Origin of the sequence: Rhodococcus rhodnii NBRC 100604 (assembly GCF_001894925.1) — a bacterium.
GTDB classification, from domain to species: domain Bacteria; phylum Actinomycetota; class Actinomycetes; order Mycobacteriales; family Mycobacteriaceae; genus Rhodococcus_F; species Rhodococcus_F rhodnii.
Window position 1 is genome coordinate 17,919 of record NZ_BCXD01000027.1, and the last position, 24,639, is coordinate 42,557.

At 70.9% G+C, this 24,639-nt stretch carries 18 protein-coding genes and 1 pseudogene; 12 read left to right on the forward strand and 7 right to left on the reverse strand.

Annotation, left to right across the window (positions count from 1 at the left end):
• Window positions 1–90 precede the first annotated feature (90 nt).
• From RR1_RS22065 to RR1_RS17620, 6 genes are all read left to right on the forward strand, one after another.
• Window positions 91–1,071 carry an XdhC family protein gene (locus tag RR1_RS22065; RefSeq protein WP_010837451.1) on the forward strand — a complete coding sequence of 327 codons (981 nt, stop codon included), beginning with the start codon at window positions 91–93 and terminating at the stop codon, window positions 1,069–1,071.
• Complete coding sequence (locus RR1_RS17600; RefSeq protein WP_072713730.1) at window positions 1,052–1,651, forward strand: nucleotidyltransferase family protein; 600 nt, start codon at window positions 1,052–1,054, stop codon at window positions 1,649–1,651. The genes RR1_RS22065 and RR1_RS17600 overlap by 20 nt, the downstream gene beginning before the upstream one ends.
• Before the next feature lie 59 nt (window positions 1,652–1,710).
• The gene (locus RR1_RS17605; protein WP_010838738.1) at window positions 1,711–2,280 is read left to right on the forward strand and encodes a 2Fe-2S iron-sulfur cluster-binding protein; all 570 of its coding nucleotides are present in this window, start codon (window positions 1,711–1,713) and stop codon (window positions 2,278–2,280) included.
• Window positions 2,277–3,263 (forward strand): FAD binding domain-containing protein, encoded by a 987-nt coding sequence (locus RR1_RS17610; protein WP_010838739.1) that lies wholly within the window; start codon window positions 2,277–2,279, stop codon window positions 3,261–3,263. Before RR1_RS17605 ends, RR1_RS17610 begins: the two co-directional genes overlap by 4 nt.
• The gene (locus tag RR1_RS17615) at window positions 3,260–5,362 is read left to right on the forward strand and encodes a xanthine dehydrogenase family protein molybdopterin-binding subunit (RefSeq protein ID WP_010838740.1); all 2,103 of its coding nucleotides are present in this window, start codon (window positions 3,260–3,262) and stop codon (window positions 5,360–5,362) included. Before RR1_RS17610 ends, RR1_RS17615 begins: the two co-directional genes overlap by 4 nt.
• 129 nt (window positions 5,363–5,491) lie before the next feature.
• Window positions 5,492–6,868: an NAD-dependent succinate-semialdehyde dehydrogenase gene (locus tag RR1_RS17620; protein ID WP_040773752.1), complete on the forward strand. Its 1,377-nt coding sequence runs from the start codon at window positions 5,492–5,494 to the stop codon at window positions 6,866–6,868.
• Between the two features lie 3 nt (window positions 6,869–6,871).
• Here RR1_RS17620 and RR1_RS17625 read toward each other — a convergent pair whose 3' ends face one another.
• The 3 genes from RR1_RS17625 to RR1_RS17635 form a co-directional block, all read right to left on the reverse strand.
• The gene (locus RR1_RS17625; RefSeq protein WP_010838742.1) at window positions 6,872–7,597 is read right to left on the reverse strand and encodes an aminoglycoside 3'-phosphotransferase; all 726 of its coding nucleotides are present in this window, start codon (window positions 7,595–7,597) and stop codon (window positions 6,872–6,874) included.
• Between the two features lie 10 nt (window positions 7,598–7,607).
• Window positions 7,608–9,857: an RNA polymerase recycling motor ATPase HelR gene (gene helR, locus RR1_RS17630; protein ID WP_010838743.1), complete on the reverse strand. Its 2,250-nt coding sequence runs from the start codon at window positions 9,855–9,857 to the stop codon at window positions 7,608–7,610.
• Between the two features lie 158 nt (window positions 9,858–10,015).
• Window positions 10,016–11,599: a multicopper oxidase family protein gene (locus RR1_RS17635; RefSeq protein WP_040773776.1), complete on the reverse strand. Its 1,584-nt coding sequence runs from the start codon at window positions 11,597–11,599 to the stop codon at window positions 10,016–10,018.
• Between the two features lie 253 nt (window positions 11,600–11,852).
• Between RR1_RS17635 and RR1_RS22070 the strand changes: the two genes are divergently transcribed.
• The 3 genes from RR1_RS22070 to RR1_RS17650 all read left to right on the forward strand — a co-directional run bounded on the left by RR1_RS22070 (window position 11,853) and on the right by RR1_RS17650 (window position 15,823).
• Entirely contained in the window at window positions 11,853–13,016 is a 1,164-nt protein-coding gene (locus RR1_RS22070; protein ID WP_010838746.1) for a hypothetical protein, read from the forward strand.
• A gap of 97 nt (window positions 13,017–13,113) precedes the next feature.
• On the forward strand, window positions 13,114–14,427 hold the full coding sequence (locus tag RR1_RS17645) for a S1 family peptidase (RefSeq protein WP_040773755.1): 1,314 nt from the start codon (window positions 13,114–13,116) through the stop codon (window positions 14,425–14,427).
• A gap of 46 nt (window positions 14,428–14,473) precedes the next feature.
• Window positions 14,474–15,823 (forward strand): S1 family peptidase, encoded by a 1,350-nt coding sequence (locus tag RR1_RS17650; protein ID WP_040773758.1) that lies wholly within the window; start codon window positions 14,474–14,476, stop codon window positions 15,821–15,823.
• A 19-nt stretch (window positions 15,824–15,842) separates the two neighbouring features.
• Here the strand turns inward: RR1_RS17650 and RR1_RS17655 are convergent, their stop codons facing one another.
• Window positions 15,843–16,289: a hypothetical protein gene (locus tag RR1_RS17655; protein ID WP_010838749.1), complete on the reverse strand. Its 447-nt coding sequence runs from the start codon at window positions 16,287–16,289 to the stop codon at window positions 15,843–15,845.
• 363 nt (window positions 16,290–16,652) lie between these two features.
• Between RR1_RS17655 and RR1_RS17660 the strand changes: the two genes are divergently transcribed.
• Complete coding sequence (locus RR1_RS17660) at window positions 16,653–19,829, forward strand: (Fe-S)-binding protein (RefSeq protein WP_010838750.1); 3,177 nt, start codon at window positions 16,653–16,655, stop codon at window positions 19,827–19,829.
• Window positions 19,830–19,910: 81 nt separating this feature from the next.
• Here RR1_RS17660 and RR1_RS17665 read toward each other — a convergent pair whose 3' ends face one another.
• Complete coding sequence (locus RR1_RS17665) at window positions 19,911–20,594, reverse strand: lysophospholipid acyltransferase family protein (RefSeq protein WP_010838751.1); 684 nt, start codon at window positions 20,592–20,594, stop codon at window positions 19,911–19,913.
• Between the two features lie 39 nt (window positions 20,595–20,633).
• On the opposite strand from RR1_RS17665, the gene RR1_RS17670 reads away from it, so the two are divergent.
• Window positions 20,634–21,161 (forward strand): TetR/AcrR family transcriptional regulator, encoded by a 528-nt coding sequence (locus RR1_RS17670; RefSeq protein ID WP_040773761.1) that lies wholly within the window; start codon window positions 20,634–20,636, stop codon window positions 21,159–21,161.
• 260 nt (window positions 21,162–21,421) lie between these two features.
• Here RR1_RS17670 and RR1_RS17675 read toward each other — a convergent pair whose 3' ends face one another.
• A complete protein-coding gene (locus tag RR1_RS17675) occupies window positions 21,422–23,365 on the reverse strand; it encodes a prolyl oligopeptidase family serine peptidase (protein WP_010838753.1) in 1,944 nt (647 codons plus the stop codon).
• A gap of 105 nt (window positions 23,366–23,470) precedes the next feature.
• Here RR1_RS17675 and RR1_RS23170 point away from each other — a divergent pair.
• Window positions 23,471–23,878, forward strand: a pseudogene (locus tag RR1_RS23170) (DUF2231 domain-containing protein); the annotation flags it as partial.
• Between the two features lie 138 nt (window positions 23,879–24,016).
• On the opposite strand, the gene RR1_RS17685 reads toward RR1_RS23170, so the two are convergent.
• Window positions 24,017–24,532 (reverse strand): pyridoxamine 5'-phosphate oxidase family protein, encoded by a 516-nt coding sequence (locus RR1_RS17685; protein WP_010838754.1) that lies wholly within the window; start codon window positions 24,530–24,532, stop codon window positions 24,017–24,019.
• Window positions 24,533–24,639 lie beyond the last annotated feature (107 nt).

Here is a 24,639-nt window from a genome sequence, read left to right on the forward strand (position 1 = left end):
GACGACAGAGTTGCCCGGCGACGCGGACCGGATCTCGGCGGAGCGGCCCCGGCCCGGGCGTCCGCGCCGTCCTCGCCGCACAATCGAGGCATGCACTCCTACACCGCTGCGCTACGACAGTGGCTGAGCCGCGACGCATCGTTCGCGCTCGCGACGGTCGTCGACCTCTACGGGTCGGCGCCCCGGCCGATCGGGACGACGATGGCCGTCTCGCGCGACGAGGCGGTGCTGGGCGGGGTGTCGGGCGGCTGCGTCGAGGCCGATCTCGTCGCGCGTGCCGCGAGCGCGGTGGACGAGGGCGAGGCGCTCACCGTCGGCTACGGCCCCGACGACGGGATCTTCGGCGTCGGCCCGACGTGCGGCGGGACGATGGAGATCCGGCTCCAGCCCGTCATCACACCGGCGGCGCGCGCTGCGATCGGCGAGACGCTGGCTGCTCTCGACGACGGCCGGGCCGCGACGCTCGTGCTGTCGCGCGACGGCGGCCACGTGGAGCCCGGCGATCCGGGACTGCCCGACGACACCGCCGAGGTGCGCGGCGACGCCCTCGTCCTGCGGTTCGCGGCGCGGCCCGCCCTGCTCGTCGTCGGAGCCGTCGACATCGCGGACACGCTCGCCGCTCTCGCGGCCGCCACCGGCTACACCGTGACGGTGTGCGACGCGCGGCCCACGTTCGCGACAGCCGAGCGCGTCCCGCACGCGCATCGGGTGGTGTGCGCGCGCCCGGACGAGTTCGTCGCCGCGGCGGACGTCGACGCGCGGACGGCGATCGTCGTACTGAGCCACGATCCGAAGTTCGACGTCCCGGTGCTCGCGCACGCCGCGACGACAGCGGCGTTCTTCGTCGGCGCGATCGGCAGCCGCGCGACCCATCGCGCCCGGATCGACGCGCTGCGCGAGCGCGGCGTCCCCGACGACGCGATCGCCCGGATCGCCTCTCCCGTCGGCCTCGACCTCGCCGCGGTGACACCACGCGAGACGGCACTGTCGATCCTGTCCGGAGTCGTCGCGGCGCGCCGCGGCGGCACCGGCGCACCGCTGCACGCGACCGATGTCGCAATCCATCGCTGACCCTGGGGCCGGCCGGGCGGTCGTCGGCGCCGTCCTCGCCGCAGGTGCGGGCCGCCGGTTCGGCGGGCCGAAGGCGCTGGTGCGACTGGACGGTGAACGGCTCGTGGACCGCGCGGCGTCACTGCTTCGGGACGGCGGATGCGACGAGATCGTCGTCGTGAGCGGCGCTGCCCCGCTCGAGGTCGCCGGCGCGGACGTGGTCCACAACCCTGACTGGGAGTCCGGCATGGGATCGTCGCTGCGCACCGCGATCGACGCCGCTCTCGCCCGCGACGTGGCCGCCCTCGTCGTGACACTCGTGGACCTGCCGTGGCTGGGGCCCGACGCCGTCGCCCGGGTGCTCGACGCGGCCCGGCGCGGCGCCGCGGTCGCGGCCGCGACCTACGACGGCACGCGGGGCCACCCCATCGCGTTCGGCCGCGCGGTGCTCGAACCGGTGCGCGAGAGCGCGCACGGCGACGTCGGGGCCCGCGACCACCTGCGGGCGCATCCGTCGCTCGTCGTCGAGGTCGACTGCACCGGGACGGGCGATCCGCACGACGTCGACACGCCCCGTGATCTGCCCCGGCCCGCCGACTGACCCCATCGCCCCACACTGTCCGCGTAACGTCGTCAGCACCCGACCGGGGAGGTCACCACGTGACGGAGTTCTCGAGTTCGAGCGAGCAGTACCGGACCCCCATCAGCCTGACCGTGGACGGCGAACGCCACGAGATCACAGTCGACAACCGCACGACGCTTCTGGACGCCCTGCGCGATCGCCTCGCGGTCACGTCGGTCGAGAAGGGCTGCGGGCACGGCCAGTGCGGATCGTGCACCGTCCTCGAGGACGGCCGCCGCGTCACGACGTGCCTGTCGCTCGCCGTCGCCCACGACGGCGCCGAGGTGACGACGGCACGCGGGCTCGCCGAGGGCGGCCTGCATCCCGTCCAGTCGGCGTTCGTCGAGTACGACGCCCTGCAGTGCGGCTACTGCACCCCGGGCCAGGTGTGCTCGGCAGTCGGCATGCTCGACGAATTGTCGCGCGGCACACCGTCGGTCGTCACGGAGGAGCTCACCGAGGCGCCCGAGCCGACCGACGAGGAACTGCGCGAACGACTCAGCGGCAACCTCTGCCGGTGCGGCGCGTACCGCGGCATCCTCGACGCCGTGCGCTCCGTTGCAACGGCGAACCGGGACAAGGACACCTCGAGGGAGAACCTGCGATGATGCCGCTGCGCTATCACCGCGCCTCGGACGTCGACGACGCCGTCGCGACGATGACGGCCGAACCGAACGCCGCATTCCTCGCGGGCGGGACGAATCTCGTCGACCATCTCGGTCTCGGCATCACCGCACCCGATCTGCTCGTGGATGTCACGCGCCTGCCGTTGGGCGAGATCGACCGCACCGGCGACGGCGGGCTGCGCATCGGCGCGATGGCGCGCGGCGCCGACGTCGCGGCGTACGAGGACGTTCGCCGCGAGTATCCGATGCTGGCGCGCGCGCTGCTCTCGGCGGCGTCGCCGCAGCTCCGCAATCTCGCGACGACCGGCGGAAACCTGATGCAGCGCACCAGGTGCGGCTACTTCCAGGATTCGTCGACACCGTGCAACAAGCGCGAGCCGGGGACGGGGTGCAGTGCGCTCGGCGGGTTCACGCGCTATCACGCGATCCTCGGCGCGAGCCGGCACTGCATCGCCACCAATCCGTCCGACATGGCAGTGGCGCTCGCCGCGCTGGACGCGGTCGTGATCGTCGTCGGGCCGGACGGGCAGCGCACGATTCCGGTGGTCGACTTCCACCGGTTGCCCGGTGACGAGCCCGCCGTCGACACCGTCCTCGGCCGCGACGAACTGATCGTCGCCGTCGAGCTTCCGCCGCCGGTCCCGGGCGCCGTCGGCACGTACCGCAAGGTGCGCGACCGCGCGTCGTACGCGTTCGCGATCGTGTCGGTCGCGGCGGAGGTCGCCACCGCCGGTGGCCGCGTGACCTCGGCGCGGATCGCGCTCGGCGGCGTCGCCCACAAGCCGTGGCGTGCCCGGGCCGCCGAGGAGTTCCTGCTCGCCGGCGACGACAGCGGTGACGACCTGCTGCGGGGAGCCGCCGCGGCGGAACTCGCTGCGGCCCACCCCGTTCCGGGGAACGAATTCAAGGTCGACCTCGCCGCGCGAACACTCCGCGCGACGTTGCGGGAGGTGCTGGCGTCGTGACCGCAGTGCACCGATGGAACAGGGTCGGCGCCGACGGGCCGCGCGTCGACGGCGAGCTCAAGGTGCGTGGCGAGGCTCCGTACGCGTACGAGCAGGATGCCGGCGAGCGTGCGTATCTCGCGCCGATCCGCTCCACGATCGCACGGGGGACCGTGACGACGATGGACGTCGACACCGTCCGCACGATGGACGGCGTGCTGCTGGTGCTCACGCCGTGGAACGCCCCTGCCCTCGCCGACACGTCCGACGCCGAGTTCGCGGTGCTGCAGGACATCGAGGTCCACTTCCACGGCGAGCTGATCGGAGCGGTCGTCGCCGAGACGCCCGAGATCGCCGCCGACGCCGCCGCGCGTGTGACGGTCGAATACGACATCAGGACACAGGATTCGGCCTTCTTCGCCGATCACCCCGCGGCCTACGAGCCGGACGATCTCAACGGCGTCACCCCCGTCGACGAGAGCGTCGGCGACGTCGACGCCGCACTCGCGGCCGCCGTGCACCGAGTCGACGAGTGGTACTCGACTCCCGAGGAACACAACAATCCGATGGAGCCGCACGCCACCGTCGCGCGGTGGGAACCGGACTCCGGAACGCTGACGATGTACGACTCGACGCAGGTCGCGAGCAGCGTCTCGTACGAGGTCGCCCGCGTGCTCGGCATGGACACCGGCGACGTCCGCGTCGTATCCCCGTTCGTGGGAGGCGGTTTCGGGTCCAAGGGATCACCGCACGCTCACAACGTCCTCGCGGCGATGGCCGCACGCGAACTCCCCGGCCGTGCAGTCACGTTCGCGCTCACGCGACGGCAGATGTTCGAGATCGTCGGGTACCGCTCCCCCACGGTCTCGCACGTGCAACTCGGTACCGACGCGGACGGACGGCTCACCGCGCTGGCGCACGACTCGTTCTCGCAGACCGCGCGCGTCAAGGAGTTCGCGGAGAACGCGTCCACCGTCTCGCGCAGCGTGTACGCGACCGAGAGCCGGCGTACGACGCACCGCATGGTCCCACTCGACGTCCCCATCCCGTTCTGGATGCGGGCCCCCGGCGAGTCACCGGGGATGTTCGCCGTCGAGACGGCACTCGACGAACTCGCTCATTCCGCCGGCATCGATCCCGTCGAGCTGCGGATCCGCAACGACGCCCCGGTCGATCCCGCGAGCGGCAATCCCTGGTCGTCTCGGCGCCTCGTCGAGTGTCTGCGCCGCGGCGCTGAGGTCTTCGGCTGGGAGGGTCGCGATCCGCGTCCGGCCCTGCGCCGCGACGGGCGCTGGCTCGTGGGCACCGGCATGGCATCGGCGTACTACCCGCACCTGATCAATCCGGGCACCCGGGTCTCGATTCGCGCGCTGCCCGAGGGCCGCTACGCGGTCTCGACGGCGGCGGCCGACATCGGCCAGGGCGCATGGACGGCCCTGACCGCGATCGCCGCCGACGCCCTCGGCGTCGATCCCGACCGCATCTCCCTCCACATCGGCGACAGCGCCCTGCCGCGCGCCGCCGTCGCAGGCGGATCGTCGGGCACGGCGACGTGGGGCACGACGATCGTCGCCGCCGCCGAGGAGTTCCGCGCGAAGTACGGCGACGACCCGGACATCGACGATGCCGTCACGACACGCACACCCGAGCTGCCGCAGCTCGAGCGCACGACTCCGGCGTCGTTCGGGGCCCACTTCGTCGAAGTGCGCGTCGACGCCGACACCGGTGAGGTCCGGGTGCCGCGGATGCGCAGCGTGTATTCGGTGGGCCGCGTGATCAACCCGCGTACAGTCCGTTCGCAGTTCCTCGGCGGCATGATCATGGGAATTTCGATGGCACTGCAGGAACATTCGGTACGCGATGCCCGTTTCGGGCACATCGTCACGGCGGACCTCGCGCAGTACCACTTCCCGGTCAACGCCGACATCGAGGACATCGACGCGCAGTGGCTCGACGAATCGGACGACGTCGCCTCGCCGATGGGCTCACGCGGCGCGGGCGAGATCGGGATCGTCGGGTCCGCGGCGGCGGTGGGAAATGCGGTGTGGCACGCGACGGGAGCGCGACTCCGCAGCCTTCCGATCCAGTGCGATGCGCTGCTCCCCCACCTCCCGGACTGAGCCCGAGCGCACCGTCGTTACCGGCCCGATATCTCGCGTCGGTACACTTTGATCGAACTGTATTGCTACTGAATGCTTTTCATCACGACACTGTCCCATGAGCTCCGCTTCGGCGGTTACGGTCGAAGGATGAGCACCTACGCGACCACCAACCCGGCCACCGGAGAAACCCTGCAGACCTTCGAGAGCCTCGACGACGCGGGCGTGGAGGACGCGCTCGCCCGTGCGACGGCGGCGTTCGAGGGCTGGCGCGCGGCCACCCCCGCCGAGCGGGCCCAGGCACTCGCGCGCACCGCCGATCTCTACGAGGAGCGCGCCGAGGAACTCGCCGCCACCATCACCACCGAGATGGGCAAGCGCAAGAAGGAAGCGCTCGGCGAGGTCCAGCTGGCCGCCGACATCTACCGCTGGTACAGCGAGCACGGCCCCGCCCTCCTCGAGCCCGAGTCGCTCGATGTTCCCGGCGCCCAGGAGTCGCTCGTCGAGACCGAGCCGATCGGGCCGCTCGTCGGCGTCATGCCCTGGAACTACCCCTATTACCAGGTCGCGCGCTTCGTCGCGCCGAACCTGATGGTCGGCAACACGATCCTGCTCAAGCACGCGGGCATCTGTGCCGCCTCGGCGCTGCTCATGGAGGAACTGCTCCACAAGGGCGGCGTCCCCGTCGATGCGTACATCAACGTGTTCGCGTCGACGGATCAGATCGCGACGATGATCGCCGACCCGCGCGTGCAGGGCGTCTCCCTCACCGGCAGCGAGGCAGCCGGTGCGTCGGTCGCCGAGACGGCCGGCAAGAACCTCAAGAAGGCCGTCCTCGAGCTCGGCGGCTCGGATGCCTTCCTCGTCCTCGGTGACGCCGACGTCGACTCCGTGCTCGACATCGCCGCGACGGCACGCCTGTCCAACACCGGCCAGGCGTGCAACTCGCCGAAGCGCTTCATCGTGCCGCGCGATGTCCACGACCGCTTCGTCGCCGGGCTCACCGAACGATTCGAGGGCTCGGCGCTCGGCGATCCCGCGGACGAGAACGTCGACGTCGGACCGCTGTCGTCGGTCTCGGCACGCGACGGTGTCGTCGAACAGGTCCGCAAGGCCGTCGAGCAGGGCGCCTCGCTGCACACCGGCGGCGACGCCGTGGACGGCGACGGCGCGTTCATGCGGCCGGCAGTGCTGAGCGGCATCACCCCCGAGATGGACGCCTACAGCGAGGAGATCTTCGGCCCGGTCGCGATGGTCTACCCCGTCGACAGCGTCGACGAGGCCGTCGCACTCGCCAACGACACGAGCTTCGGGCTGAGTGGTTCAGTGTGGAGCACCGATCTCGACCGCGCCAAGGAGATCGCCGATCGGCTCGAGGTCGGCATGGCGTACGTCAACGAGCACGGGACGACGCTGCCCGGGCTCCCGTTCGGTGGCGTCAAGCGCTCCGGCTTCGGGCGCGAGCTCGGCAAGTGGGGCATGGGCGAGTTCGTCAACACCCGGCTGCGCCGCACCTCGCGGAAGTGACCGTCAGGTCTCGTCCCACAACCGCTGGTAGTAGTCCATCCGATCGCGGTCGGGTTCGAGGCCGTACGCCGTGACGAGCGCGTCCTCCCAGCCGGGACCGTAGTTCCGGCGCGTGCTCGCCGCGGCGACCGCGATGTCCGCCCACCGGTCGGCGACGCCGAGCGAGCCGAGATCCACGTGCCCGAGGACGGTGCCGTCCTGCGCGAGAAGCGTGTTGGGACAACACGCGTCGCCGTGACAGACGACGAGCCGGTCGATCGTAGGCGGCTCCCCGATATCGGGGTGCCGTCCACGATCGCGCGCCTCGGCGATGCGCCCGGCAACACTCCACTCCCACGGGCACGACGAGATGGGCAGCCGCTCGTGCAACGCACGGAGCCCGAGACCCACTGCGCGCACGGCGATCTCGGGCTCGGTGAGCCACTCGGGCGATACCGCGCTCGTGCCGGGGAGACCGCGCGTGACGAGCCACGTCCCGGTATCGTCCTCGCCCCATTCGACGGGCTCGGGCACGGTGGTCAGCGCACCCGCCCAGTCGAGCCGGGCGACCTCCCGGAGCAGATCGATCTCGCATCCCGGCGGCTGCCACTTGACGTACAGCGGAGCGGGCCCGTCGATCCGGTACGTCACCCCGCCGACGTCGTTGAGCCACACCGGGACGATCGTCGCGTCCCCGGCGAGGCGGCGGACAGGCACCGGCACGGGGAGGTCGGGCACGCTCGTGGTCACACGCTCGACCCTATCGACCCCGCACCCGCCCGCCGGACCGCACCTCCATCCCGCGGGCCAGCGTGGGCGGCAGTTCGCCGCGATACAGGATGCCGAGCCGCTGTGTCGCACGCGTGAGCGCGACGTACAACTCCGCCGCGCCGCGCGGCCCGTCGGCCACGATCCGGTCGGGGTCGACGACGAGCACGGCGTCGAACTCGAGGCCCTTGGTCCGGGCCACGGGAACAGCACCGGGCACGTCGGGAGGCCCGATCACGATCGACGTCCCCTCCCGCAGCGACTCGTCGCGCACGAACTCCGCGACGGCGTCGGCGACCTCGTCGTCGGCCACGCGGCGCGCCCACGGCGCCTCACCGGACGCCCGCACCGACTCCGGTGGCGCGATCTCCGGCGCGAACTCGGCGAGCACGCCGGCGGCGACGGCCATGATCTCGGCGGGCGTGCGGTAGTTCACCGACAGCGTCCGATACGCCCAGCGGCCCGGCACGTACGGGTCGAGCATCTCACTCCACGACCGCGCTCCCGCTGCCGAACGGCGTTGCGCGAGATCACCGACGACGGTGAACGATCTGCTCGGACACCGGCGCATGAGCACGCGCCACTGCATCGCCGACAGTTCCTGTGCTTCGTCCACGACGACGTGCCGGTACGTCCAGTCACGTTCGGCGGCAGCACGTTCCGCGAGTTCGCGGGTGTCGCGCTCCTCGAAGCGTCCTGCCAGATCCTCGGCGTACAGCAGGTCCGTCGCGTACAGGTGATCCTCGTCGTCCATGCTGTCCTGTCTTGACACCAGGCTGTCCAGCACGTCCTCGGCGTAGCGCGCCTCGGCGTCGTCACCCCCGGCCGCGGGCGAGTCGGCACCGGTCTCGCCGAGCAGTTCGGTCAGCTCGTCGAGCAGGGGCACGTCCGAAACCGTCCACGCGTGGCCGTCGGTACGCGCCAGCGCCTCCTCCCCGCCCGCGGTCCGCAGCCGCTCCGGTGACGTGTAGAGCTCGGCGAGAACGCCCTGCGGCGTCAGGAGCGGCCACAGCTCGTCGAGCGCCGCGGCGTACGTGTCGTTCTCCGCGAGCTCGCCGACGAGCGAAGCGCGCAACCGGTCCCACTCCGCGCCATCCGACTCGTCCAGCCACTCGTCGCCCATGCGTTGCAGCGCTCGTTCCGCCAGCACCCACGAGACGATGTCGTGGAACACCGCGCGAGCGTCGTTGTGCGGCAACTCGCTCCCGCGAGCCTCGTCGCGTGCCCACTCCGCGGTCCGCGTGTCGATCGGAATCGTGGTGCCGCCGAGCGTGATCGGGATCGGCCGTTCCGGAAGACGTTGCCGGTCGGCGACTGCCGCCGCGAGCACGGTGACCATGCCCGCCGCACCCTTCGCCGCCGCCACCGCCGGGGTGTCCTCGGCGGTCGTCCGCACCCCGGGCAGCAGCGTCGCGGGCGTCGCGAACACGATGTCCGACTCGCCCAGCGACGGCAGCACCCGCGAGATGTGGTCGATGAACGACGACGTCGGCCCGACGACGAGCACGCCGTGGCCCGCGATGCGGGCACGTTCGGTGTACAGCAGATACGCGACGCGATGCAGCGCGACGGCGGTCTTGCCCGTGCCCGGCCCGCCCTCGACGACGAGCACACCGGGGTGATCGAGCCGGATCACCTCGTCCTGCTCGCTCTGGATGGTCGCGACGATGTCGCGCATGCCGTCGCCGCGCGGCGCGTTCACCGCGGCGAGCAGCGCGGCGTCGCCCCGCTCGCCGTCGTGCGGGCGGCCCAGCACGTCGTCGGTGAACTCCGTGACGCGCCTGCCGCGGGTGAGGAACCGCCGTCGCCGGCGCATCCCCTCCGGGTGCGCCGCCGTCGCCGTGTAGAACGGCCGCGCCGCGGGTGCGCGCCAGTCGAGCAGGAGCTGTTCGACGTCGCCGCCGGCGGTGAAGTCCTCGCCGTCGTCGAACAGGCCGAGCCGGCCGACATACGTCCGCGCTCCGTCCTCGGCGTCGAGCCGCCCGAAGCACAGCGCGTTGTCGGCGACGTCGAGTCGCGCGATCTCCTTCGCGAGTGCCCGCACCTCGGCATCGCGCTCGACGAGCAGCCGCCCGTCGCTGCGCAGCGCGTCGCGGTAGCGGCCGCGCACACTCGCGCGTTCCGCGTCGAGCCGCCGGTACAGCTCGTCGACGTACCGCCGTTCCGCGTCCAGCTCTCGTTCGTAATCGTCCCGTGTCTCGTCGTCCCGTGTCTGGTCGTCCCGTGTCTGGTCGTCTCGCATCCCGTGCCTCGCTTCCCCCACGAGACCGGAACCTGCATTCGCGCAGGTCCTGGCCATGGATCAGCGATTGTGCACCCCCACCCGGGCCTTGCCGCAAGGCCCGGGGTGCGCTATGGATTGGAAGGGGAAAGGGATACCGCCGCCGCAGCCCGCTGCGGTCAGTGTCCGCCGTGCATGCCGTGATCCCCGTGCATGTCGTGCATCTCGTGATCGATCACCGTGGGTTCGTCGTCGTCGGCACCGACGACGACGAACTGCCCCATCATCCCGGCGTCCTCGTGATACAGGATGTGGCAGTGGAACATGTACGGCGTCTCCGGGTCGACGTGATCGCCGAACCGCACGAGCAGACGGCGGGTGTCGCCGGCCGGAATCCACACCGTGTCCTTGCGGCCGCGCAGCACGGCGTCATCGGTGCCGAGCACCTCGAACTGGACGTCGTGGACGTGGAAGTTGTGCGGCAGCCCGTCCTCGTTCGTCACCTCCCACACCTCGGTGCTGCCCGCTCGCACGACGGCGTCGATACGCGACATGTCCATCGCCTCGCCGTTGATTCTGTTGTTCGCCAATGCGAATCGCCGGATCTCGGCGGGGTCGTCCGGCGCCGGGTCGGCAGCGCGCAGCCGTGGCGGCAGCGGGGGCGACGGCGCGAGTTCGCCCGCGGCCCGCAGCTCGAGGACGTCGAAGGAGTCGGCTCCGCCCGCGAATCGTGTGTGAAAGATGTCCGTCCCGAGATCCGGTGGCGTACTGCGCAGTACGAGACGATCGTCGGGATCGACGCGGACCACGATCTCGGCGCGCTCCCCCGGCGAGAGCATGAGGCGCTCGCGAGGCACGGGAGCCTCGAGCAGCCCGCCGTCCGTCGCCACGACCTCGTACGGCCGGGCGCCGCCGTCCTCGTCGTACAGCCCGAAATCGTAGACGCGCGCAGTCGACGCATTGAGCAGCCGAAGCCGCAGCGCCTGCGTCGTGACGTCCAGATACGGCCCGGGCGTACCGTTGACGAGGATCTCCTCGCCGAGGATGCCGACACCCGACAGGGCCGATATTCCCGTGTCGAGCCGATCGCCGTCGAAATTCTTGTCCTGCACGATCACCGGGACGTCGTCGATGCCGTACCGATCCGGCAGCCCGTCGCCCGGCGCTTCGTCGTCGACGAGGAAGAGCCCGGCGACGCCCCGGTACACGTGCTCGGCGGTCGCGCCGTGCAGATGCGGGTGGTACCAGAGCGTCGCCGCGGGCTGATCGATCCGCCACTGCGGCGACCACGTCTCGCCGTCCGCGATCATCTGATGCGGCCCGCCGTCCATCGCCGCGGGAACCCGCATTCCGTGCCAGTGCAGCGTGCTCGTCTCGCCCAGCCCGTTCGTCACGTTCACCCGCACCTGCTCGTCGCGATGCGCACGCACCGTCGGCCCGAGATATCCGCCGTCGACGCCCCACACCTCGGTTCCGGGGCCGTGCCCGAGATCCGCGGTGCCACGGGTGAGATCGAGGTCGAACTCGCGGACGCCGTCGTCGGTGACGCGGGAGTCCGCGAGGGGAGGGATCGCGAGCGAGCGGGAGAACGCGACGGCGCCCACCGTGTTCACGGGAGCCGCGAACCACAGATACGCCGATGCACCCGCGATCGCGACGACGGCGACGGTGAGCACCGCGGCCACGATGGCCGCGGCGCGGCGAAGCCGACGTCGCGGCGGAACGGTCTCGGGTGGCCGATCGGGGGCGGGTCGCGGAAGCATGTCTCGATCGTCGGCGTCTCGCGGCTCGTGCACATCCGGGCCCAGCCCGGGTTCGCAGGTCCGGACGATCCCCCATCGGACCCCGACTCGGGCCGGTCCCCGGCGCTGCCCGCCCGTCCGAAACGCGAAATCCGCATCCTCGGTGCCGCCAGGTAGCGTGGATCACCGCTTCGGCGCGTAACCGACGCGGGGGCGAGAACGACACAGTCGACAGGGGTGGTGTCGGGCCGCCCGATCGGAGGATTTCGCGTACATGGCAACGGGAGTCGGGCTCACCATCGGCGACGACACGTCGGTGGCGGTCGTCGACGAATCCGGACCGCCGCGCGTCGTCACGCGGCAGACCGTCGTGTGGCGCGCCGCCGACGGCACGGTCCACCTCGGTGACCCCGCGGCCGATGCCGCCGAGAGTGTGCGCGGCTTCCTCTCCCGTGTCGGCGAACCCGAGGGCATCGAGTACGGCGGCAAGGACACTCGCGCCGAGGATCTCGTCGCGACCGCGGCCTTCTGTCTGTTCCGCGACGCCGTGCACGGCGTGACGACGCCCGTCTCCACCGTCGTCACCCACCCGCACGGCTGGTCGCCGGATCAGGTGTCGAGCCTGCGCGACGCGCTCGAGTACATGGGACTGGCCGACATCACCCTCGTCCCGGACGAGGAGGCGCTCGCCGCCGCGCACACCGCGGGTGCCGGGGACGCCGCGCCGCCGGAACTCACCGCGCGTGGGGCTGCGGCGCTCGCCGCCGGTGCCGTCCCGTTCGCGAACGCCGCGGACGCCGACACCGAGGCGATCCCGACCGTGAGCGCGACGCCCCTCACCGCGTACTCGGCCGTGATTCCCGCGAACGACCCCTCCCCCTCGGCGCCGAACCCGGCCACGGTGGACACCGGCGCACAGCGCGCGTCGTCCCGCGACAAGCGCGGACTGCTCGTCGGCGGGGCACTGATCGGCGCCGTGCTCGTGGGCGGCGGCCTCATCGCCGGAGCGATCGCGATCACCGGCAGCGGTTCGTCCGCGCGCGACGCGATCATGCAGCCCGAGTCGCCCACCACCACCACGACGACGACCGTCGCGCCGCCGCGACCCGAACCGACCTACGAGGCTCCGGCAATCGTTCCGGAACCCGTCTACACCCCGCCGCCGACGACCGTCGAGACGACGGTCGCACCTCCCCCGCCGCCGCCACCGCCGGCGCCGACGACACCCCCGGAATCGTCCACACCGCCCCCGAGCGAGACGCCCTCGACGACCCCGGAACCGACGACGCCGCCGGAGGTGACGATGCCCGAGATCACCGATCCGACATCGACCGAGACGACGCCACCGGAGTCGGGCGAGACCACCGACCCGGCCGCGCGCGGAGTCGCGCCGGCACCCGCGAATTCCGTCACATCGGACACGAATTCGGGCCGCTGACCGAGCGACCAGCACAGTCGCGGTCCACCCTCATGCCCACCTCGAACGTGACATAGGGTAGGGCGCTGACAACGACGGAACCCCCGAAGGGATTTCATTGCGTACCGTGCTGGCGCGCCGCGCTGCTGTGCTCTCCGCCTCGGCGGTGCTCCTCCTCTCCCCCTTCGGGGCGACGGCGTCCGCGCAGCCCGCGGACGCGCCGACCCAGCTGGGTGCGCACGAACTTCCCGCCGAACTCGTCGAGGCGATCGACCGCGATCTGCAGATGACGCCGCAGGAGTACCTCGATCGCGCTGCGACCGCTCAGCAACTGAGCAGCTATGCGTCGACGTTCCGTGCCGATCACCCCGACGCGTTCGCCGGCGCCTGGATCGGTGAGGACGGCGAGGAGATCGTCGCCGTCACGAGCTCCGACGCCGCCGACGCCGCTCGCCAGGACGGCTACACCACCCGGATGGCGCCCGTCTCCGCGGCAGGTCTCGAGCAGGGGCTCTCCGACGTCAACACGTGGATCGCGACGCTGCCGCGCGAACTCTCGTCGCAGATCAACTCCGCGGCGATCGACTTCCTGAACAACCGGATCGTGATCGACGTCGTCAACAGCCCGATCGGCCGGGCGCTGAACCTCCCGACGATCGTCGCGGGCGTCAAGGTCGTGCTGAGCCCCGGCAGCGGCGGTCCCGTCGACGGACGCCCGATGGGTGGCGACACCTACGTCACCACCGCGGGCCCGCTCCGCGAGACCCCCACCGACCGCATCGGCGTGTGCTCGTTCGGCTTCAACGGCACCGACGCGGACGGCTCCGCCGTCAACATCAGTGCAGGGCACTGCAATCCGGAGCAGGGCACCGCGTCGTCGGTGTACCTCCCCGACCGCGAGAACATCGACGCGAGCGAAGAGATCGGCCGCTTCGACCGGTCCGCCGTCGGCTCGGCCGCAGGCGGACTCGACTACTCGGTCATCGCACTCAACGACAAGGGCGTCGCCGCCGGGCTCGACCGGCCGACGGTGCGTGGTGCGAACGGCACGACCCTCGACATCACCGGGACGGCACGCCCCGTCGTCGGCGCCCCGATCTGCAAGTCGGGACAGAGCTCGTCGTTCACGTGCGGGCTCGTCGTCGCCGACACCGTCGAGACGCAGCTGCTCATGGAGGACGGCACGAGCCGCACCGTGCGCGGGTTCGCCGGCACCGCCTGCACGCTCGCGGGCGACAGCCGCGGCGCGATCGTCACGGGCAGCCTCGCGCTGGGCGTGACCAGCGGATCGAACGCCTCGATGGCCCCCAACTGCACCGAGGCGAACCTCGTCCTGTCGACCGAGGGCGGCACCGCGAACCTCGGCATCCCCGTCGTCGACATCCTCGACGCCGAGCCGGGACTGAACATCCGCACCGCCACCCGCGACTGACGCCGCCAGGCTCCCCGCTTCGCTCGACTCGATTCGAAAGGCACTCATGCTCTTCTCCAGCGCCCGGCGTCTCCGCACGACCCGCGCACGCGCCACCCGCGCCGCTGCCGTGGGTGCAGCCGCGCTCGCCCTGCTCGTCCCGACGAGCGCGGCGTACGCGTCCCCCGTGCAGGACGGCCCGGCGGCCGAGGAGCCGGCGCCCACGTCGGACCTGCCCGCCGAACTGATCACGGCGCTCGCGCACGATCTGCAGCTCGACCCGCAGCAGTACCTGGACCGCTCGCAGCTCGCGCAGCGGCTCGCGGAGTTCACCGAGTCGGCTCGCGAGCAGTTCCCCGCGGTCTTCGGCGGCGCCTACCTCGACGAGGCCGGAACGCCCGTCGTCGCACTCGCTCCCGGTGACGGCCGTGACGCCGCCGCCTCGGCCGTCGCGACCGAGGGCTTCGTCGTCCGCGACGTCGCGCGTAGCGAGAGCGACCTGCAGAAGACCATCGACACCCTGTCGACCTGGCTGGAGACGCAGCCGCCGCTGATCTCCGATCTCGTGCGCGGCGTGACGCTCGACGTCGTCTCGAACGGCCTCGTCGTCCGCACGGATGCGGGCGCAGCGCTCGATCTCCCCGACTTCCTGCGCGCGGCGCCCGTGACGATCGCCCCCGCGCCGTCGCCCGCGGTGCCGCCGACCGATCTGCAGCCGATCGCCGACCCCGCGACCCCGGGTTCGCTTCTCGGCGGCGACGGCTTCGGTGCCCTCGGCGGCGGCAGCGGACTGCGCTGCTCGCTCGGCTTCAACGCGACGACCGGCGCGGGCGACCCCGTCAACATCACCGCGGGTCACTGCGACCCGAACCTCGCCGCCGCCGGCACCGGCGCGGCGTCCGAGGCGTTCGCGCTCGCCCCACAGGGCGCCGGGCCGCGCTTCGGCACGTTCGCGAAGTCGCGCCTCGACGGCCTCGACTACGCACTCGTGCGTGCCGACGACTCGTCTCGCGCCCGGTTCGAGAACAACGGCGTCCGGGTGCCGGGCGCGGCTCCGCTCGCGATCACCGGCGTCGGCCAGCCCGTCGTCGGGGCCCCGGTGTGCAAGTCGGGCACCACGACCGGCTTCAGCTGCGGCACCGTGCAGACGGCGGGACAGAGCGTCCAGGTCGGCTCCCGCACCCTCGATGACGGCTTCTCGACGAACATCTGCGCCCTCCAGGGCGACAGCGGCGGCCCCATCGTCAGCGGCACGATGGCGATCGGCGTCTCGAGCGCTTCGAACGTCGGCCAGTACCCGATGTGCGAGGTCGCGCAGGCCGTCGGCTTCTTCATCGGCCAGGGACCGGAGTTGTTCGCGACGCCGATCCAGTCGATCCTCGACGACAACTCCGGCCTGACCGTCCGTACGAACTAGCCTCCTGCGCCGACCCGGATCACGGCTGAGTCGAATACACCGGGTCGGCGTACGGTGAGGTCCCCGGCGCCGCGTTCAGTGTCTCGGCCAGCTGGATCCCGCTGACGATCAGCGTGGGTCCGCCCGCGACGATGGTCCCGACGACCCCGCCGATCCCCGCGCCCGTCACCGCTCCCGCGACGCATCCCGCCGGGAGCGTCACGACGCATCCGATTCCTGCACCGAGCGCGGTGCCCGCGAGGCCACCGACGGTGGTCGCGATCCCCACCTGCGTGCCGAACGCCGCGAGCGCTCGGTCGTTCTCCTGCCGGGACGCCACGTCGTGACGTGGGAGGGCGGGCAGCGCGGGTGCAGCCGTCTCCGGCACGGCGGGAGCCGCCGATGCCGTCGCCGTGGCGATCCCCGCTCCGACACCGGTCACCGCAGCCGTCAGACAACCGACGGCAAGTACTCGTTTCACGAACATCTGGGTCCTCGTTCTCGTCCCCGACCTGGATGTGGGTGGTGGAGTGCCGGTCGACGGGCCGGACGTTCTTTCAGGACACGCGACCGAGCGAGCTCACCGTAACCGAGGCCACACTCTCCGGCGGGTGAATCGACGAGGTGCACTTCGCCCGATTCGCGACACCGGGGGCCGAGTTAGGCAAACCTGGCAAGACGGGCCGTCCTGCACCGGCCTACCGTGGCGTGTGAATGTATCCCCCGACACGTCATGCGTCATTACTCACCGGTAGCATCGCGTAGGTTACCCGTCGGTAACTTACCTGGCGTCTAGGATGCTGTGCAGTCCCGAGGTGGCACGGTGCCGCCGTGAACGAAAGGCCGCGACATGAATGCCCTGACGATCACGTTGGGCACGATCGGCGTGCTGCTGAGTATTCCCGCATGGGCATCGTTCTTCAGCGGCATCTGGCGGATCCTCAGTGCGATCCGCATAGGTCAGCCCGCGCCGGATCGGTGGCGCCCGTTCTTCCCGCGCTTCAAGCAGATGCTGATCGAGTTCCTCGCGCACACGCGCATGAACAAGTTCCGCACCGTCGGCTGGGCCCACTGGCTCGTGATGATCGGCTTCCTCCTGGGGTCGATCGTCGCGATGGAGGCCTACATCCAGACCTTCAACCCCGAGGGCCACTGGCCGATCATCGGCGGCACCGGGGTCTACCACTTCGTCGACGAGCTGCTCGGTATCGGCACCGTCATCGGTGGTGTCGCGCTGGTGATCATCCGCCAGCTCAACCACCCGCGCCGCCCCGAGCGGATGTCGCGTTTCGCGGGCTCGAACTTCCGCGCGGCGTACTTCGTCGAGACCGTCGTCATCATCGAGGGCCTCGGCATGATCCTGGTCAAGGCCGGGAAGATCGCGACCTACGGCCACGCCAACCCGTGGACCGACTTCTTCACGATGCGCGTCGCCGAGCTGCTCCCCGCAAGCCCGGAGATGGTGTCGGCCTTCGCCTTCGTCAAGCTGATGTCCGCGATGATCTGGCTCTACATCGTCGGCCGCAACATCAACTGGGGTGTCGCATGGCACCGCTTCTCGGCGTTCTTCAACATCTACTTCAAGCGTGAGGACGACGGCGGCGTCGCCCTCGGTGCGCTCAAGCCGATGATGTCCGGCGGCAAGCCGATCGACATGGAAGAGGCCGATCCCGACAACGACACGTTCGGCGCCGGCAACATCGAGGACTTCTCGTGGAAGGGCTGGCTCGACTTCACGACGTGCACCGAGTGCGGTCGCTGCCAGTCGCAGTGCCCCGCCTGGAACACCGGTAAGCCGCTCTCGCCCAAGCTGCTCGTGACGTCGCTGCGCGACCACGGTTACGCCAAGGCCCCCTATCTGCTCGCCGGCGGACGCCGCGACATGGCGGGCGACGAGGTCGGCCTCGTCGACGCCGAGGGCAATGCGGACGAGAAGGCGCTCTCCCGGATCTCGGAGGACGCACGCAACGAGGCGGGCCGCAAGCTCGTCGGCGAGACCGAGAACCTGCTCGCGGCGGGCGAACTCGCCCCCGTCATCGACACCGAGACGCTGTGGTCCTGCACCAACTGCGGTGCGTGCGTCGAGCAGTGCCCGGTCGACATCGAGCACGTCGACCACATCGTCGACATGCGCCGCTACCAGGTGCTCATCGAGTCGGAGTTCCCGTCCGAGCTCGCGGGTCTGTTCAAGAACCTCGAGAACAAGGGCAATCCGTGGGGCCAGAACGCCAAGGACCGGCTGAACTGGATCGGCGAGATGGACTTCGACATCCCGGTCTTCGGCCAGGATGCGGACACCTTCGAGGACTACGAGTACCTCTTCTGGGTCGGCTGTGCCGGTGCCTACGAGGACCGCGCGAAGAAGACCACGAAGGCCGTCGCGGAGCTCCTCGCGACCGCGGGCGTGAAGTTCATGGTCCTCGGCGCCGAGGAGACCTGCACCGGTGACTCCGCGCGCCGTGCCGGCAACGAGTTCCTGTTCCAGCAGCTCGCGATGCAGAACATCGAGCTGCTGAACTCGGTCTTCGAGGGCGTCGAGGAGCGCAAGCGCAAGATCGTCGTCACGTGTGCGCACTGCTTCAACGCACTCGGCAACGAGTACCCGCAGGTCGGCGGCAAGTACGAGGTCGTCCACCACACGCAGCTGCTCAACCGTCTCGTGCGCCAGAAGAAGCTCGTACCGGTCGCGTCCGTCCAGGAGGACGTCACCTACCACGACCCGTGCTTCCTCGGCCGTCACAACAAGGTCTACGACGCACCGCGTGAACTCATGGCGGCGTCGGGCTCGAACCTCAAGGAGATGCCGCGCCACGGCGAGCGTTCGATGTGCTGTGGTGCCGGTGGTGCTCGCATGTGGATGGAGGAGCAGCTCGGCAAGCGCATCAACGTCGACCGCGTCGACGAAGCGCTCACGACCGACACGAAGAAGATCGCGACGGGCTGCCCGTTCTGTCGCGTCATGCTCACCGACGGCGTCACCGCCGCGCAGGAGGGTGGCCGCGGCGAGGGCGTCGAGGTCGTCGACGTCGCGCAGCTGATGCTGTCGTCCGTCAAGCGACTCGACCCCGACACGCTGTCCGACAACATCAAGGTGATTCCGCGGCCGAAGGCCGACAAGCCCGCCGAGCGGGTCGAGGAAGCAGCCGAGACCGTCGAGGACCAGCGGATCGAGGACATCGAGAAGCCGGCCGAGACGCCGTCGAGCACTGCGGGCAAGCCTGCCGGTGGTGGGCTCGGCATGAAGGGTGCCGCCAAGGCACCCGGAGCGAAGGCACCCGGCGGCGGTGGCCTCGGCATGAAGGGTGCCGCGAAGGCACCCGGAGCGAAGGCGCCCGCAGGAGCCGATCCGGCTGCCGACGCCGTGGCCACCGAGAACGAGGCGCCGAAGAAGGCTCCCGGTCTCGGCATGAAGGGCGCGGCGAAGGCGCCGGGCGGCAAGGGCCTGCAGATGAAGGGCGCCGCCAAGGCGCCGGGCGCGAAGGCCCCCGCCGACGAGGCGGGCACGACGCCGGCCGAACCGGAGACGTCGGCACCCGAGGCCACCGCGAAGCCGGCCGGTCCCGGACTGCAGATGAAGGGCGCTGCCAAGGCACCCGGCAAGGGTCTGCAGATGAAGGGTGCGGCGAAGGCGCCGGGCGCGAAGGCTGCGGCACCGGCAACGGCACCGAAGCCTGCCGAGACGCCGGCGGAGGCCGCGGACGAACCCGCAACCGAGGCTCCGGCCGCGGAGGCGCCGAAGGCACCGCCCGCGCCCAAGGCGGGCGGCCTCGGCTTCAAGTCCGGCGCGAAGGCGCCGGGCGCGAAGAAGTCCGCTCCTGCGCCCGCCGCAGCACCGGCGCCGGAGCCCGCGGCCGAGACTCCTGCGCCCGAGGCGTCGACCGAGTCGGCACCCGCAACCGAGTCGGCACCCGCAACCGAGTCGTCGGCCGGGGAGTCGTCGGCGGCGGAGACGCCGGCACCGCCGCAGGCCAAGCCGGGTGGCCTCGGATTCAAGTCGGGCGCGAAGGCACCCGGCCGCAAGAAGTAGCAGCGCGAGCGACGATGGCCTCACCCGATTCGGGTGGGGCCATCGTTCGTCTGCGCCCCGTCCCGCTTCGAGAATCGGGCGTCAGGCCGCGTCGGGAGCCGTCGGCTGCCACGACGTCGAGTACGTGTCGACGTAGCGCTGCCCGGTCCGCGCGGCGATCGTCGCCATGAGTGCGTCGGTGGCCGCGCGGACACCCGCAGCGCCCCCATCGCGGTACGGCGCCAGGTCGAAGGGTTCGAGGATCTCGACGACCACCCTGCGGCGCCACCAGGGTGCTGCACCGGAACGCGCGGTGCCCGTGATCGCCACCGGAATCAGCGGGGCTCCCGTCGCCATCGCGACGCGCACGGCGCCGGTTCTGCCGCGATGGATATCGCCGTCCCGAGACCGCGAGCCCTCGGGATGGATTCCCCAGGCGCCGCCGGCCTCGACCGTCGCAATCGCGGCGTCGAGCGCCGACGACGCGGCGGCACCACCTCGTCGATCGACCGCGATCTGCCCGACCGCAGTGAAGAACGCCCTGCGGAGCAGCCCCCCGATGCCGGGGCGATCGAAGTACTCGCGCTTCGCCAGGAAGACGACGTGACGCCGTGCGGCGAGTGTGAGGTAGAAGGAGTCGACGACGGCGAGGTGATTGGCTGCGAGAACGACCGGGCCCAGGCGGGGAACCCGGCCGACGACTCGGGGACGCCCCCACCCGTACAACGCAGGTCCGATGAGAAGGTGCCGGCACAGCCGATAGCAGATGACGCTCCCCACACTCATGTAGACAGTGTCTACACCTCGATGGTGGACACTGTCCACATGGCGGAGAACAGCACGCGGTCGGCGCTGATCGAGGCGGGCGTCGAGTTGCTCGAAGAGACGGGATCCACCGACATCACGTTGCGCGCCATCGCACGGCGAGCAGGGGTCTCCCACGGTGCGCCGCGGCGGTGGTTCCCGACCCATCGCGCACTCCTGGGAGCGATCGCCGGCACGGGCCTGCGCGATCTGTCCGACGAACTCCGTTCCGCAGCCGACGGCGCACCTGAGCCACTACGTGCGGCGGCGACAGCGTACGTCGAGTTCGCCCGCCGGCGTCCGGCCATGTTCGGCCTGATCTTCCGCCACGATCTGATCGAGGGATCCGGAGCCGAACTACGCACTGTCTCGCGACCGCTGTTCGACTGGCTCGTCGACCTCACCGGCGACGCGAGTTCTCGCGAGGCTGCGGCCGCGATGTGGGTCGGCGTCCACGGGATCGCGGTGCTCTCGTCGACGGGCGCGCTCGAACTCGCCGCCGGCGGGATCGAGGTGCAGGTGCTCGTCGACCGCGTCGTCGGCGAGTGACCGACGATCCTCAGAGTTGCGGAAGCCCACTCTCGGGCGTTTCTCAGAGTGCGTTCCTACTGTCGAGAACGAACGCGTGGATCACGCCTCGACACGACGGAGGAGTGTTGCACGCGCCGACACGACGGAAGAGGCGCCATGAGCACCGATCGACCCTACGAACCGCAGCCCCGCCCGGCGGCGGACTCGGCCACCGCCGGCGGCGGACGTCACCGCACCTCCCGTGCGTGGCGGCGCAGCAGCCTCGATCGGCTACTGGCTCATGCGCTTTCGGACGTCCACAAGCGCAGCTTGGGGATTCCCGGCGTCTCGAATCCCATCACCTGGCCGTAGAACGAGAGCTCGGAGTTGCGCGAGTCCACGATCGTGTCGAGGCGCCGGAAGCCGTGCGACTCACCGGGGTACGCGATGTACGCGTGCGGGATCTTCTTCGCCACGAGCGCGTCCCGGAATCGCTCCGCCTGAGCGGGCGGCACGATCGGATCGTCGAGTCCCTGCAGCAACAGCACCGGGCACGCGAGACCGTCGACGTTGTTCAGCGGCGCCCGCTCGTCGTAGAGGGCGGCGGCCTCCGGCAGCGGACCGATGAGCCCGTCGATGTACCGCGATTCGAAATCGTGGGTCTCCTTGACGAACTCCCGCAGCTCGGCGACGCCGTAATACGATGCACCGCACGCGAAGACGTCCGACGACGTGAGCGCGGCCAGTACCGTCCAACCGCCGGCGGAGCCGCCTTCGATCGCGAGTCGCGCCGGGTCCGCGGCCCCGGATTCAGCGAGTCCTTCGACCACCGCGATCACGTCCTCGACGTCGACGACACCCCACTGCCCGCGCAGCCGGTTGCGGTACTCGCGCCCGTATCCCGTCGAGCCCCCGTAGTTCACGTCGACGACGCCGATACCGCGACTGGTGAAGAACGCGAACACCGCGCTGAGCGAGGGCGCGACGTGCGCCGTCGGGCCACCGTGCACGAACGCCACGAACGGCGGCCGCTCGTCGGGCATGCCCTCGAAGCGAGGATTGTGCGGCGCGTAGACGAAGGCGTGGACGTCGCGGCCGTTCTTCTCGAACGTCACCGGTTCGGCGGTGGGGAGGTACTCGCCCGCCGGAAGTTCCTCGGACGAGAGCCGTACGACGGAGATCTCCTCGCTCGTACGGTCGTATGTACGGAGCCCGGCCGCGGCGAGCGCGCCACCGGACCGCATCAGCACTGCGCCACCGCTCGCGTCGCAGAGTCGCACCGTCGTGAGTCCGCGCAGGTCGATGTCGTCGAGCCGCCCCGTCGCCGGGTCGAGCACCGCGAGCGTGTCCGTGCCGACGGTCCGCACCGTGAGCAACTTGCCGCGGTCGAGCGGCAGGTAGAACCTGGTCCCCAGCGTCCACAGCGGCCCGCCGAAGTCGGCGGCGATCTCGTGTACGGCGACGGGCTCACCGCCGGAGACCGCGACGCGATAGATGTTCCACCACCCGCTGCGATCGCTGATCACGTGGAGCGAGTCGGTGTCGATCCATTCGGGCTGCAGCACAGACTCCTCGGTGGAGCCGAGCAGCGTCCGGACGTCGGTCGCCGTGCCGTTCTCGAGTGCGGCGACCCGTAGTTCGGTTCCGTCCCACGGCATCTGGGGGTGATCCCACGCGATCCACGCCAGCGCGCGGCCGTCCGGCGACACGCGTGGGTACGCAAGGAAATCCGAGCCGCCCACGACGGACCGGATGCCCGTGCCGTCGGCGCCCGACCCGTCGAGGGGGAACGCGCAGATGTCTCGCTCGATCGAGCCGTCCTCGGCGTGCTGCTCCCGCACCGCCCACACCTCGTCGCCGAAGAGCGTGAGGTCGCCGTAGCGGATCGACGCCGCGCGGGGCGGTTCCGGCGTCAGCGGGATCGGCGTGAAACCGTCGAGTCGGTACACGCGCTGATCGGAGTACTCCGCGAAGACGACCTGTGCCTGCGGGGTGACGAGCCACGCGCCGCCGCCGTACTCGTGGACGCGGGTACGCGCGTTCCACGGCGCGGGCAGGACGTCCTCGGGCTGGCCGTCGAGACCCGTCCGGCGAATCGCTGTCCGTCCGTTCTCGTCGGGGCGAAGCTCCGCCCACCACGCCTGGTCTCCCACGAACACCCCGCCTTCGACGGGGTGCCCGCTCGCTGCGAGGTCACGGGCGGTGATCGGCGATTCCCAGGATCCGTACGGCGCGCGTCTCATGACCTCACCCTAGAACGACCGAGCGGTATCGCGACGTCCTCGGCTCGACGCGTCACGATGCCGCTTCGACGTATCGAATCCGCCGGATTCGGGTACTCCCCCGGCATGAACGGACACCGCATCCTGCGCGCCGCCGAATCGCTCTCGTTTCTCGACGGCCCCTCCAACGCCCTGGCAACCGTCGTTCGGAACACGATAGGGAAGGGAACGATCGGACGCCTGCTCACGGGTGAACCGGTCGGCCACCCGATTCATCCGACCCTCGCCACCATCCCGATCGGCGCCTGGACGTGTTCGCTGATCTTCGACGCGATACCGGGTCACCGCGACGCCGCCCGCATCCTCGTCGGGATCGGCCTCCTCGGTACGGCGCCCGCCGCGCTGGCGGGCGCCGCCGAGTACGGGCGTCTCGACGACGTGCGCCAGCGCCGTGTCGCCGAGGTGCACGCGATGGCCAACTCGGTGGGCTCGTCGTGCTTCCTGATCTCCTACGTGCTTCGCGGGAGGGGTCGGGTCGAGCGGGGGTCGTCTGGAGCCTGCTGGGCATGTCGGCCGCAGGCGCGGGGGGCGCGCTCGGCGGGCACCTCGCGTTCGCCCAGGGCGCGGGGGTGTTCCGCTGGCAGCCGCCGGACGAGCCCGTCGGCACCACCGCTACGGCCGATACCGCACCTGCGCGGCAGGTCCGCGGGTGAACGCGAACACGACGTCGGCGCGAACGCGGTAGACCGCCGCGACACCGCCGGCGGGATGCTCGACGCCGTCCGCGACGGTGTCGAATCGCCAGTCGTCGCCGTAACCGGCGTGCAGTGCGTCGGCGAAGCGTGCGAGTTCTGCGGGTTCACGGACCCGCTCGGCGTCGCCTTCGACGACGACGTCGGTACCCGCCTCGTAGTCGTTGCACCCGGTCGTCACGGTGCACGGTCCGCGGTCACCGAGGTTGCGGGCCTTGCGTTCGTCGGGTCCGGTGCAGAACCACACGCTCCGGCCGTCCCACACCGCGATCACCGGTGTGGTGTGCGGTCGTCCGGTCGGCCGCGTCGTCGTCAGCCAGTAGATCCCCGCGTCGCGCAGCACGCCGTCGATCACGCTCCACGGAGGTGGCGTCGCGTCGGGATCGCTGTAGTCGGGGTGCAGTTGCCCGGCGGGCTCATTCGTCGTTTCGGTCACACGGTACCGACCGCGGGGACACTCGATAGTCACCGCGCGGTGGCGGTGCGGGCCGGTGGTTCGGCGAAAAACGTCGGTGGTGGCCGCAAAACCGGTTGCCCCGGGGT

Coding starts and splice junctions, on each gene's coding strand:
- RR1_RS17635 (WP_040773776.1), bottom strand. CDS start 11,599: ATGCTTCCGCGACCCGCCCCCGATCGGCCACCCGAGACCGTTCCGCCG.
- helR (WP_010838743.1), bottom strand. CDS start 9,857: ATGCGAGACGACCAGACACGGGACGACCAGACACGGGACGACGAGACA.
- RR1_RS22070 (WP_010838746.1), top strand. CDS start 11,853: ATGGCAACGGGAGTCGGGCTCACCATCGGCGACGACACGTCGGTGGCG.
- RR1_RS17670 (WP_040773761.1), top strand. CDS start 20,634: ATGGCGGAGAACAGCACGCGGTCGGCGCTGATCGAGGCGGGCGTCGAG.
- RR1_RS17620 (WP_040773752.1), top strand. CDS start 5,492: ATGAGCACCTACGCGACCACCAACCCGGCCACCGGAGAAACCCTGCAG.
- RR1_RS17675 (WP_010838753.1), bottom strand. CDS start 23,365: ATGAGACGCGCGCCGTACGGATCCTGGGAATCGCCGATCACCGCCCGT.
- RR1_RS17665 (WP_010838751.1), bottom strand. CDS start 20,594: ATGAGTGTGGGGAGCGTCATCTGCTATCGGCTGTGCCGGCACCTTCTC.
- RR1_RS17610 (WP_010838739.1), top strand. CDS start 2,277: ATGATGCCGCTGCGCTATCACCGCGCCTCGGACGTCGACGACGCCGTC.
- RR1_RS17650 (WP_040773758.1), top strand. CDS start 14,474: ATGCTCTTCTCCAGCGCCCGGCGTCTCCGCACGACCCGCGCACGCGCC.
- RR1_RS17660 (WP_010838750.1), top strand. CDS start 16,653: ATGAATGCCCTGACGATCACGTTGGGCACGATCGGCGTGCTGCTGAGT.
- RR1_RS17600 (WP_072713730.1), top strand. CDS start 1,052: ATGTCGCAATCCATCGCTGACCCTGGGGCCGGCCGGGCGGTCGTCGGC.
- RR1_RS22065 (WP_010837451.1), top strand. CDS start 91: ATGCACTCCTACACCGCTGCGCTACGACAGTGGCTGAGCCGCGACGCA.
- RR1_RS17655 (WP_010838749.1), bottom strand. CDS start 16,289: ATGTTCGTGAAACGAGTACTTGCCGTCGGTTGTCTGACGGCTGCGGTG.